This window comes from Paenibacillus sp. SRL342, from assembly GCF_984798905.1.
Genome location: NZ_OZ481790.1, coordinates 4,724,248 through 4,736,996, shown reverse-complemented (window position 1 = coordinate 4,736,996; position 12,749 = coordinate 4,724,248). Strand labels below are relative to the sequence as shown.

At 48.5% G+C, this 12,749-nt stretch carries 9 protein-coding genes; 6 read left to right on the top strand and 3 right to left on the bottom strand.

The genetic code is table 11. From position 1 onward, the window contains the following. Positions 1-73 precede the first annotated feature (73 nt). Positions 74-415, bottom strand: a complete 342-nt coding sequence (locus AC4E8D_RS20825; protein WP_339304934.1) for a YolD-like family protein — start codon at positions 413-415, stop codon at positions 74-76. Then, complete coding sequence (locus AC4E8D_RS20820) at positions 412-1,656, bottom strand: DNA polymerase IV (RefSeq protein ID WP_339177784.1); 1,245 nt, start codon at positions 1,654-1,656, stop codon at positions 412-414. Before AC4E8D_RS20820 ends, AC4E8D_RS20825 begins: the two co-directional genes overlap by 4 nt. A gap of 864 nt (positions 1,657-2,520) precedes the next feature. On the opposite strand from AC4E8D_RS20820, the gene AC4E8D_RS20815 reads away from it, so the two are divergent. From AC4E8D_RS20815 to AC4E8D_RS20790, 6 genes are all read left to right on the top strand, one after another. Continuing rightward, positions 2,521-4,746 (top strand): hypothetical protein, encoded by a 2,226-nt coding sequence (locus tag AC4E8D_RS20815; RefSeq protein WP_490205181.1) that lies wholly within the window; start codon positions 2,521-2,523, stop codon positions 4,744-4,746. A 26-nt stretch (positions 4,747-4,772) separates the two neighbouring features. Further along, positions 4,773-5,981, top strand: coding sequence for a HEAT repeat domain-containing protein (locus tag AC4E8D_RS20810; protein WP_091018251.1), 1,209 nt, complete (start codon positions 4,773-4,775; stop codon positions 5,979-5,981). Between the two features lie 22 nt (positions 5,982-6,003). Further along, entirely contained in the window at positions 6,004-7,404 is a 1,401-nt protein-coding gene (locus tag AC4E8D_RS20805) for a glycosyltransferase family 2 protein (protein WP_017687480.1), read from the top strand. Positions 7,405-7,679: 275 nt separating this feature from the next. Continuing rightward, complete coding sequence (locus AC4E8D_RS20800; RefSeq protein ID WP_221825278.1) at positions 7,680-8,483, top strand: response regulator transcription factor; 804 nt, start codon at positions 7,680-7,682, stop codon at positions 8,481-8,483. A gap of 153 nt (positions 8,484-8,636) precedes the next feature. Next, positions 8,637-10,004: a nucleotide sugar dehydrogenase gene (locus AC4E8D_RS20795; protein WP_221825275.1), complete on the top strand. Its 1,368-nt coding sequence runs from the start codon at positions 8,637-8,639 to the stop codon at positions 10,002-10,004. 35 nt (positions 10,005-10,039) lie between these two features. After that, positions 10,040-10,936 carry a hypothetical protein gene (locus AC4E8D_RS20790; protein WP_490205180.1) on the top strand — a complete coding sequence of 299 codons (897 nt, stop codon included), beginning with the start codon at positions 10,040-10,042 and terminating at the stop codon, positions 10,934-10,936. A 118-nt stretch (positions 10,937-11,054) separates the two neighbouring features. Here the strand turns inward: AC4E8D_RS20790 and AC4E8D_RS20785 are convergent. Next, positions 11,055-12,388 (bottom strand): IS3 family transposase gene (locus AC4E8D_RS20785; RefSeq protein ID WP_490205179.1). Its coding sequence is split into 2 segments (ribosomal slippage): positions 11,055-11,978 and positions 11,981-12,388, totalling 1,332 coding nucleotides; the frame shifts between segments, so codons are not numbered across the junction. Positions 12,389-12,749 lie beyond the last annotated feature (361 nt).

The following is a 12,749-nucleotide window of genomic DNA, read 5'->3' as shown; positions in this document are numbered from 1 at the left end:
CAGTCCTGCATGGCAACGGGGATGCTGCATCTATCATGGAATATCCACAACATCGGGGTGAGTATATCTCCCTTCAGTCATCGGCTAGGGCCACATCTGTAATGAGGTTCATCTGAATATTCCGGGACCCATCTTCCATCAGTAGTCTGAGGGTTCGGGCAGGGCGGTCCAGCCGAAGCACCTGCCCCGTGTAACGGATATCGTCATGTTCGTGAAACAACGTAATAGTGACCTTATCTCCAAGCGTCATCGAGTTACTAAGCAAACGGGACATTTCTTCTGCGGCCTGGGCATCCAGGGATGGGCGGGTACGAGGAGCAAGCTGTTCCTGATGAAGAATATAGGCTTCCCGGTGTTCGGGAAGCATCATGCGTGAGGATTCGAAGATACCGTTTTGTTGCAATTTTTTACTCATTTATAATGACCTCCAATTTTATGAGAACGTTCATGGGCTTGCGCGGACGAGCAGAGGGAGGATGCCCGCATAATGGCGGTTTCTCCGTACCTGCGCTTGATATCATCCGTGGCACGTTCCAATTCTCTTTTACGTTCACGATCATCAAACCAGGACAGCTGTACTTCGGAATCGGGTACAAGTCCGGTCAGTGACACGCTGATACGGCGGATGGGTAATCCGTCCCAATGGCGCAGGAACAGAGCTGCGGCTGCATCATATACTTCATCCGTAATGTTGGTGGGTTCATTCACCTTCATCTGGCGGGAGAAACCGGTTGGCCGATCATAATCCTGTCCGCGACATCCAACCGAGACCACATGGCCCATGAGTGATTTGTCCCGGGAACGTCGACTGACGAGTTCCGCCAGTTCAAGCAGTACCACTTTGATATCTTCCCAGGAGTCATAGTCCCGGGGCAGCGTCATCTGATGTCCGATCCCCTGCTGCTGATGAGCATATGTCCCGGGTTTGACCGGAGAATCGTCGATACCACGGGCAATACGCCACAGTACCTCGCCATTCACCCCCCAACGTTCTCTTAGTCGGGACAGTGGGGTCTGGGCCAGATCACCGATCGTATGGACCCCCATCTTGTAGAGATGCTGCGCCATGCGGGAACCAACCATGAACATGTCTCGCACAGGCTTCTTCCAGATGGTTGAAGGCAGATCTTTGCGAGGCAGCGTGCAGATGCCCCCGGGGACTTTCTTGGCGTACAGATCACAGGCCATCTTGCTAACAACCTTGGTATCACTGATGCCGATCCGAATGTATACACCCGTCTCATCCATCACTCTGGATTGAATGCTGCGTGCAATCGTCTCGGGACTGCCAAACAGATCCAGGCTTCCGGTGACATCGAGGAACTGTTCATCAATACTATAGGGTTCCACCAGATCGGTGTAAGACTGAAGGATACGCGTAATATGAAGGGACACCCGAATGTACTCGGCCATCCGGGGGCGAACAACAACAACATCCGGACATTTGGCGAGCGCTTCGCCCAGTCGTTCTGCTGTCGTAATTCCATAGGACTTGGCGAGTGGGCAGGCCGCAAGAATAATACCCGAACGGCGAGCCGGATCTCCCGCAACAACGAGGGGGCGGTCATTGTATTCGGGATGTGCAGACTTCTCCACACTGGCATAGAATGACTGGCAGTCTGCCAGCATGATGACACGTCTGTCTTGGCGGGGCATAAGACTTCTCTCCTTATCCGTGATGCTAAGCTCTTCTGTTAAGCATTCATTATCTTCATTTGTTCATTTGAACATCGATAATTAACAGTTTATTTACAGTATGGAACAAGTGTTCTTGTTTTATAAGCATATCTGACAATTCGAAATGCGGCAACCGGAATTATTTTGAAAATTGGACACAATTATGGATTAGCTATATTAGAGGCAGAAATTAGGAAATAAGATGTGCTTTTTTACATTTAATGTGAGAGATCTGTGACCTCTGGGTGATGACCGGGCGTTCATTTAGGTTTTTGTAAAAGGGTTATAAATGGGCACAGTCCTATAGAGGGGGACTGACGTCCTTTTTTGATTTTCTGCATTTTTCAGAAAACCTTGATGTGACGCGGAATATCGCTGATGCGTTATCGGACTATAGTATCAATTTTGTAATCTTTATGGTTAATACTGTAAAAAGGTCCGCAACTTTAACATATGACTCGCGTTTAATGGGGTATGTGTTCAAACGGAAAACGATGCCTGTACCCGCGTTGCACATAACAATAAAGGTTCCAGAAGTGCAAGATCAGCAGGCATCTAATCCATGCAATTCGAGCAAATATTAGTGTTTGGGAATCAGAGGTATCCCAGAGGCCTCCGAGTGGTAGTTGATGGACTTTTTTACGAATCATGGGCAGAATGTTCCATTTCATGTTTGCTTCCATCAGCCTAGTTACAAATGCAGAGTCTTAGCGCTATAGTGAGAACTACACCGCTGACATCTCTACCAAGCGGACATCCGAAGCGGAATGATTCCTATGCTTCATGTTGGACCATTCGGTGTTGAAGCAGGATGCATAATAGAGAGGTGAGCAATCTAAAGACATGAGCAGACAAAGACGAAGACGCTGGTTATTAACGGTGTTGACAGGAGCAGTGGTGGTGACTGGCGGGATATTTGCCGGGTGGCACTATATGCAACCCAAGCTCGTTACGTACACAGCGGAGAACGGCACGGAGATGAAATTCAAGACCGATGGAGACCGGTTCATGGAATACGGGCCAGATGGAACGTGGAGGGAGATGTTCGTCAAAGGTGTCAACCTGGGCGCAACTTCACCGGGGCATTACCCGGGAGAATTCCCGCTGACCAAAGAGGATTACTTGCGGTGGTTCCAGCAGATCGAGGATCTGGGAGCCAATGTAATCCGGGTATACACGGTTCACGAACCGATTTTCTACTCCGCATTGGTCGAATATAACCGCGGCCGGGAGCAACCGTTATATTTTATACAGGGCATATGGTCACCTGAAGAAGAGTTAATTGAGAAGCAGGATGCCTATGCGACCCATATTGAGCAGACGTTCAAGCAGGAGATTGAAAAGGCCGTATCTGCTGTCTATGGCGATGCGGACATTCCTGCCAAGCAGGGAGAGTCCAGCGGCAAATACAAAACGAATGCAGGAAAATACCTGATGGCCTGGCATGTAGGGACGGAATGGGACCCGGCGATGGTAGACAACACAAACGCAAAACATGCGGACGTGCCGCAGTACAAGGGAGTTCATTTCTCGGCGAGTCCAGAAGCGTCACCGTTCGAGAACTGGCTCGCAGAGCTGCTGGATCATACGGCGGTCCTGGAGAAGAAGTATGGATGGGAACATCCGATGACCTTCACCAACTGGGTAACCACCGATGTGCTGGATCATCCCGGCGAGCCGCTGTATGAAGAGGATCTCGTCAGTGTGGATGCCCGACATATTCAGCCGGAGGCGTGGCAGGGAGGTTATTTTGCAGCCTACCATGTGTACCCGTATTACCCGGATCTGTTCCATATCGATAAAACACTCCAAACCATCAAGGATGAGAACGGTGAGTACAACACGTACAAAAGTTATCTGTGCAAGCTGAAAGCCGAGTTTTCCGATATGCCTGTAATGATTACAGAGTATGGCGTACCCTCTTCTCTTGGTATTTCCCATCTGGGTATGGGAGGACGGAATCAGGGTGGACATAACGAAGTAGAGCAGGGAGATATTGACGCGTCACTGACGCAGGATATCTATGATGAAGGATACTCGGGAGCGATTGTGTTCATGTGGCAGGATGAATGGTTCAAAAAAACATGGAACACGATGCCACTGGAAATCCCGGCTGATCGCCGTGCATATTGGCTGAACGTGCTGACAAACGAGAAAATGTTTGGTCTGCTTGCCATGGACCCCGGTAAACAGGAACAGTTGACCATCGACGGATCACTGGATGACTGGAATGATCTGAAGGATGAAGAGGTCACGAATTGGCAGGGCCGAGTGGACGGCATTCAGGAAATGAAGATGACCCATGATGAAGCCTATCTGTATATTGGGCTGACCTTGGATCAACCGTTTGACCCGGCTAAGACAGTGCTGCGAATTGGGACCGATACACTTTCTGGAGGCAGTCAGCCTGACAAGTTACTCCCGGGCCGGACGCTCAGTGATGGTCTTGAGACGGTGATTACACTGGGGCAGGATGAAGAATCTCAGGTGGAGATCGCCAAGGATTATGACTTTAATCAGCGTCTGTATGGCAAGGATGGATACGACATGCTGCCAGATCAGCAGTCAGACTCCGCAGATCCGTTCCATCCATGGAATCTGGCAGTCAGCCTGAGAATGACACCGCCGGATACCCGATCTGCTCATCCATTCATGAATGAAAAGGTCGGAACATTGAAGCGGGGAACGACGGCTCCCGGTCAGCCCGATACGGATTCATTAACGGCATGGCAGTATAACGGCAATCAGGTGGAGATGCGAGTTCCCTGGATGCTGCTCGGGTTCGGTGATCCGAGTTCGCTGCAAGCGATCGATTATGGACCGCTCAAGAATGGACGTGAGTTCTCTACAGTTGCTGTGGAAGGCGTTGCACTCATTCCGTGGTTAACGGACCGCGCCACGAAGAAAGTATCTTGGCCTGGGGGTGAACAGACGACTCTGGATCTGAAGACATTGCCGGTATATAGCTGGCAGCCTTGGGAGCAGGTGCAGTATAGTGAACGCCTGAAGCTAAGCTACGAAAAAATGAAGAAGAGTTATGGAAAAATTCCTAGTTTTCAGATCGAATAAATGAGTATAAAGGAGGACCTTTTCACATGTTTCCAAGTTTGGCTTTGGCCTATCTGTTTTTGTACATCTGTATCGCACTTGTTGTTGTAGGCGTCATCGTATTGTTTGCCATGAAAATGTCCCACAATGGCAAACGACGCAAGACGGCGTTCTATGAATTGAAGCAGCGTGACTATTTCACCTATCTGCAAACAGCCTTGACCGAGAATAGTCCACTTAAATTGCCACCAGGCAAACTGGCTCCGCTGGAACGCAGAGTCATTCAGGACAGACTGATTGAATGGATCGACCAGTTCAAGGGTGAGTATCGCGACAAATTAATCGCACTGTGCCGTGAAGCAGGATTCGTAGAGCATGATCTGAAGGAATTGGGCCGTCTGCGTTACGGTCGCCAGATCGATGCGGCGTATCGCTTGGGGGGCATGCGTTGTCCCGAAGCCGTTCCGGGTTTGATGGAATTGCTGAAGGATGAGAAACCGGGCCCGATGGCCATTATGATTGGTCGTTCCATCTCCAGATGTACGACTCGGCAAGGTGAACTGAAAGACATGCTGGCCTTGCTGTTAACCAAAGGTAAGTCCATTCACCATCTTGCAGCAGATATTCTACTCGAAACGAGTCTGGATACGAGCAGAATTCTAATCGAATTGCTGGAAGACCGGAATCCTGATTTTGTCAAAGTCGGACTGGTTGCCATGTGGGGACAAGCTGTACCTGAAGTGATGCCTGCACTCGACAGACTGGTAGGCGCAGAACATCAGGATGTACGTGCCGAAGCAGTGAAGCTGTATCTTAGCGCAAGTCCGGCGCTCCGGGATGAGACCATTCTGAAGCTGATCCAGGACCCCGATCCGGAAGTTCGCGCCGAAGTGGTGCAAGCGCTTGGTTCCAAGCATGCATCTGGCAGTATTCCATTGCTGCGCAAAGCGCTGCGGGATGAAGACTGGAGAGTTCGCTATAACAGTGCGGAGAGTCTGAGCAAGCTCGGTGAACCGGGATTCGAAGCACTGTGTCAGGCTGCGGTGCAAGGTACAGTTGCTGAGCGCGAGATTGCGATGCAGCAGATTGAGAGTACCATGCAGCATACGAGAACCGATGACAGAGCTGTAGAGCAGATGATTGCACATAACAAAAAAAGACTGCTGTACGATCGCTATTTTGGCCCTGTGCGAGAGAACAGAACGAGCAAGAAACGTACAGGTGTCGCTACGGTAGGAGGGGATTACACTGCTTAGGGATCTACTATTAATCTACGGCATGGTCGCAATCTACTATGTTGTTTTTGTAAATACGCTCTACTTCTCCATTCTGGCCTTATCGTTCCGTAACATCTGGACGATCTTCCGGCGGTCGCATTATTCCAAATACAATACATTGTCAGGCTCGGAACTGGTACCTTCCGTTTCTCTGCTGGTACCGGCATACAACGAGGAACTGACGATTATTGAAAATGTGAACTGCTTGATGACGCTGAATTATCCAACATATGAAGTAATCGTCGTGAATGATGGCTCCAGTGATGCCACGCTGAATATCCTGTTGGAGGAATATCGGCTGAAGCCAGTACCCAATACGAAGATTCGGGGCAAGATCGCCTGTCAGAAAATTCGTGGGATCTATCATAACCCGGAGTTCCCGGATCTGTATGTCATTGACAAGGAAAACGGCGGTAAGGCCGATTCCCTCAATGCCGGGATCAACCTGTCTCATTATCCGCTAATCTCTTCCATCGATGCCGATTCGTTGCTGGAGAAGGATGCCCTGATCCGCATGGCACGCATGTATATGGAGAACCCGGAAGAGACGGTAGCCATCGGTGGAGATGTACGGATCGCCAATGGCTGCAAAATTGAAAATGGGGCAGTGCAAGATGTATCGCTGCCACGCAAAATCTGGCCCATGTTCCAGTCGATCGAATATCTCAAAGCCTTCCTGGGCGGACGGATTGGCTGGAGTCACATGAACGGTCTGATCATTGTCTCTGGTGCCTTCGGCATGTTCCGTAAGGACGCAGTAATCGCCGTGGGTGGATACCGGGATGGTTATCCTGGGGAAGACATGAACATCATCATCAAACTTCACCGTTACATGCTGGAAAACAAATTGAAGTATCGCGTTGCCTTCTGCCCTGAGGCCGTATGCTGGACGCAGGCACCGGATTCCTACCGGATCTTGTCCAGTCAGCGCAAGCGCTGGGGCCGTGGGAACCTGAAGAACATGATTGAGAATCGCGGCATGTTGTTCAATCCAAAATATAAGGTTATGGGTATGGTGACCATGCCATATAACGTCCTTTTTGAAGCGCTCAACCCATATTTCCGGATTACCGGACTTTTGGCTCTCGCTGGATATGTCCTTCTGGATATGACGCAATGGCCGATTCTGGTCCTGTTCGGACTGCTGAACTTTGTGAGTGGTTATCTGCTGAGTGTAGGCGCACTTGTCCTGGAGGAGATTGCTTTCAAACGTTACAACAAGCTCTCCGATCTGGTCAAAATGCTGGTCTACTCCGCGCTGAAATTCGTGGGTTACCACCAGCTCGGCGTACTGTGGAGATTGCAGGGACATGTGCAGTTCATGCAAAACAACAACTCATGGGGGACTATGACACGCCAAAGCTGGTCCGAGGATGAGAAGAAAACAAGCGAAGCCGCTTGATTAAAGAATAATCAAAGCAATTATTTGTCCAACTAGACATTTACACGATAACGGAGAGGGCAGAAAAAGCCTGAAGAGCGAAGCGTGCACCTAAAAGCTTTCTGAAAGAAAGCTGCATCGAAAGCATACGCTTATCCCCGGATTTCCCCTTGTATAAAGGAATCAAAAAATCTGGGGATAACAGTGATCGAAAGGTTGTTCTGTCATCGGAGTGTCAGTGTAAATAATATTTTTTGGACTTATATAGATAATCGAGGAGAAGGGTGGAAAAGAACATGCCAAATACGGCGACATTGCAGCGTGAGGCTGCCGTTAATGTGTACCGAAGTGTAGAACAGGGATTGAAGGAAACGGGTGCCGAAACATGCGGCTTAATGTTCATCCATTGTGCAGGAAACTCTCAACCTGAGCAGCAGGTCAGGACACATCTGGAGCAGACGAGCGGGACAGCTTTCCAGGTGTGGAAGGATGGTGCCACTCAGGCGATTGCCGTCCTGCTGCCAGGGTTGTCACTGGATGAAGTTCATTATGAAGGACTTCGGATCAAGCATGAATTGCAAGAGACCGTGCCCGGTGCCGATCCACAGATTACATTGGCCAGTTTCCCGGAAGGGGAGCGCCCTTCGAAGGCAACCATTCAGCATATGGCTGAGTCCTCGAAGCTTATAGATTCATCGGAGATCCATATCTACACGCTGGACAATACGGCGGACGAGCCGGAACGCATTTTGATTGTGGACAACGATCCTACGGTACGCGAATTTCTGCAATTGCGGTTGAAGATGCAGGGATACGAAACCTATGAAGCTGTCGATGGACTGGCTGCACTGGAGTTGATCGAGAAAGTTACACCAGACCTGGTGCTCACCGAGCTAAATCTGTATGGCATCGACGGTTTGCCGTTCATCCATCATATCCAGAATCTGGAGATGGAGCATCCGCCCAAAATTGTCGTGTTGACCGAGCAACGTGTCGAGCAGACGATCAGTCAATGCTTCCGCAGCGGAGTCGATGATTACATGACCAAACCGTTCTCACCTGTAGAGCTGGATGCCCGAATCAGACGCTGCCTGCATTAAAAGACGGCTTGAATAAGCTGATTGTGTGAAGTGCCAAGTAAGAGCTTTTTCACACTATGAATCAGATAGATTAGAGCAACATTTAGAGCACAGACACTCATCTATTTATATGGATTTAAGCACCACCAAAATACACTGCCCGGAGGGAATATCATGGAGAATCAACAATTCCACACATTACTGAATGCGATTGAAAATAAAGAAGCTGTACTCGGCGTTGTCGGGCTCGGTTACGTAGGACTTCCACTTGCCGTGGAAATGGTCAATCAAGGTTTCACGGTAATCGGAATTGATCTGGATGCGTCCAAAGTAGACAGTATCTATCAAGGAGATTCCTATATTCACGATATTTCGTCCGATGAGTTGAAAAAAGTAATGCAAAGCGGTCGTTTCCAGCCAACGACAGATTATAGCATGCTGCGCGTGATCGACGCACTCAGTATCTGCGTACCAACACCGCTTAGTGAGAATCAGGACCCGGATACGTCTTACATCGAGACCGTTGTAGATCAGATCAAGCTGCATATGAAACCAGGCATGCTAATTACGCTGGAAAGTACCACTTATCCAGGTACAACCGAAGAACTGATCCAGCAGCAGCTGGACAAGATCGGACAAGAAGCGGGTAAAGACTATTTCCTCTGCTTCTCGCCTGAACGTGTGGACCCGTCCAATGGACGTTTCACAACATTTAATACGCCGAAAGTAATCGGGGGCACAACCGAAGCCTGCCTGAAACTTGGAACAGCGCTATATAGCAAATATGTAGAAACCGTAGTACCGGTATCTTCACCAAAAGTGGCTGAGATGTCGAAACTGCTGGAGAACACATTCCGCAGTGTGAACATTGCCTTTGTAAATGAGATGGCGATGATGTGTGACCGTATGGGCATTGATATCTGGGAAGTTATTGACGCGGCGGCGACGAAACCATTTGGTTTCATGCCATTCTATCCAGGCCCAGGTATCGGTGGACACTGCATCCCGCTGGATCCGATGTACCTGTCATGGAAGGCCAAAGGCTTCCGTTTCTATAGCAAATTCATTGAGCTGGCGCAATCCACCAATGACAACATGCCATATTATGTGTTGAACAAAACGTCAACGATTTTGAACGAATACGCTAAATCCGTACGTAAATCCAATATTTTGCTCCTCGGCATGTCGTACAAACCAAATATTGCCGATCTGCGTGAATCACCAGGACTGGAAGTATATGAACTGTTCAAGGAAAGTGGAGCTAACGTAAGCTACTACGACCCACATGCAGATTCATTCCAGGACAAGCATGGGGAGACCGTACACAGCGAAGTGTTCAATCTGGAACAGTTCAAAAAGTACGATTGCATCGTGCTGATCACCAACCACAGCGATTTGCCTTACTTTGATATTGCCGAGATGGGTGTACCGATTCTGGATACACGTAATGCGTTCCGTTCGTACACACATCCGCATATCTACAAGATTGGTCACTCGGTACAGCATCCTGTGCTTGAACCAAGTGAAGCGTTGCTCGTCTGAGGAAATATATGAGGCAACGGGGCAAACTGGTGGGTATGGCGAAATGGGCCATTCTGGCTGTGGTGTTGTGCCTGCTGCTTCTGTCCTGGATGTTCAAATGGTTCTCGGCAGAGGAACACAAAGCGACCTGGCTGTGGGACGCGTCCATTATTGCAGAGCAGACACCTGAGATTATTGCTTTCTCCAAAGAACAGGGCGTGGATACCATCTTCCTGCAAATCCAGGATGAGTTGCCTGACGCAACATACCGCAAATTCATTGCGGCTGCCCGACAGGCTGAGATTGAAGTGCATGGACTTAACGGTCATGCAGACTGGGCCTATGAGGAGAAGCGGGATGAAGGACTTGCTTTTATCGAGCGAGTACGAGCATACAATGCAGCTTCGGCCAAGAATGAACGCTTCCAAGGTATTCAACTGGATGTGGAGCCGTATCAGCTGAAGCGCTGGGAGAACGAGGAGAGCAGCGTCATTGCAGAGTGGCAGAACAACATGAAGGCCTGGACAAAAGCCGGCGAGGATGCCGGACTGTACATGAGCGCTGCCATTCCGTTCTGGCTTGATGCCCGTCAGTCGGCTGAAGGTGAGGGTACATTCAGTCGCTGGGTCATTTCCCACTTCGATGCGGTAGCTATTATGGCTTACCGGGATAGCGGACAGCAGATGTATGATCTATCCAAGGAAGAACTGGACGAAGCGGATGATCTCGGCAAGAAAGTCTGGATCGGAGCGGAACTCGCGGATACACACGAGGGGGATCACCTGACCTTTTTCCGTAAACCGGTTAGCAATATGAATGAAGAGATGGCAAAGGTGTTTGATCTCGGTACCTCTCATTCTTCTTTTGCAGGTGTGGCTGTGCATCATTATGAAGCATGGTATGCGAAAGAGAACGGTATTCCGCTTGCGCGCAAGAATGAGAAGAAGGAATAGCGTTAGGTCAATGTTAACAAGTTCCTGATTCATGGTGCGTGCGTCAAGACTATAGTATAGAAAGAAGGCAAGTTCCGGGTTAAACTGTACCCTATGTAAAGGACATTTCTAAAAAAAACTATATGGCTTCAGGAAGATGATCTCTGTATTGTACAGGGGTCATCCTTTTTAGGTTCCACTGGTATCTATAGTGATTATAGTAGGTCATATAGGCTTTAACTTCTCGTTTGACTTCGTCTAACGTGGCATAGCTCTTTAAGGAAGTTTCGTCCTTAAAATGACCAAAAAACGACTCTTGCGGTGCGTTATCCCAACAATTTCCTCGTCTGGACATGGATTGCCCAAGCCCCATCCGTTTCACTTTCTTCTGAAAATCCGGATGAGTGTAGTGCGTACCTTGATCGGAATGAATGAAAGCATCATGACTCTTCTTGAATTTGCGGTTTTTCTGTAAGTGGAGCAACGTGTTTGTCGCCAGATCCATCGTCATTCGCTCCGACACATGATAAGCCAAAATTTCATTGGTGGAACTATCCTTGATGGTGGACAGATAGGCGCGTTTCCCTTGGCCGTAACTTATGTATGTAATATCTGTTAGAAGTATTTTGCCCGGGATGCCTTGTTTGAAGTTGCGTTGTAACAGGTTAGGCATGGTTCGATGCTCATGGGTTGCCTTCATCATTCGTTTGTAGGGATTAGCTCGTCGATGAGGGCATACAATATCGTATTTTTTCATGATTCTTCGGATGCGCTTGAGATTCCACATGATCTGAAATTGTCCTTGCAGCGTCATCTTAATGGAGCGAGCGCCCTTGTTACGTTTCTTAAATTGGAAGGCTCGACGGATGTACACACCTATTTCCTCATCAACCTGTTCCTTCTTCGTGCGTCTGTGAATGGCTGAAGTGCTCCAGTATCGGTAGTATCCGCTTTTGGAGACCTCGGCGGTCTCACACAGAACACTTACCATTCGCTGAAGATGGTATTTCTCAATCACGGTTCGGATTAACCTGTATCGAAGACTAGGCGTTAGTTTTACTCGTGGTTCCACCCCCGTTCGGCCAGGCGAATCTTTTTTAAGAGTTCATTCTCTGCTTGGAGCAGGTGAATCTGTGCTTCGAGTTTCGCGTTCTTTTCTGCCAAGGTTAACTCACGTTTTAGAGACTCTCCTGAATGTTTGCCTCGTGTATCTTGTAAGCCTAGAGCTCCTTGCTCGTTGTAACTGGCTCTCCATCGGTCAGCTGCGGCTTTGACCCGAGTCATCCCAATGATTTGAACGTCAAATCCACATGTCTCAAAGATCTCTCTAGGCATCCTTCCTTGCTGATTTAATGTAATAAAGAACTGTTTGAACTCGTCCGTATAAGTGATTCCCTTGGTCGAAACAGACTTCACATAGGGATTTGTAGCAAGTTGCACTACTTCGCCGGTTGTAAATGTTTTTTTACTCATTAATCGTTCTCCGTCCTTGTCTCATTCATGGTATACAACAAAAATACCCCATAGAGAGACTTTTTTAAAGTATCTACTCTATAGGGTACAGTTTAGTAGAGGGGCTTGCCTTTTTTGGTGGTGGATTTATATAAATTGAACTAAAGAAAATTCACACTTGCCACTCCGATGACAGAACAACCTTCTGATCGCTGTTATTCCCAGATTTTTTATATTTGGCTTTACAAAGGGGAAATCTGGTGATAAAGGCGAACGCTCCACTTCTTCAGGTTATTTCTGTCCTCTACGTTCTCGTGTAAATGTTTAGTTGAATTTATATAGTAATGGGTTTTGCAGCACTATGATGTGCAGGATATGAAAC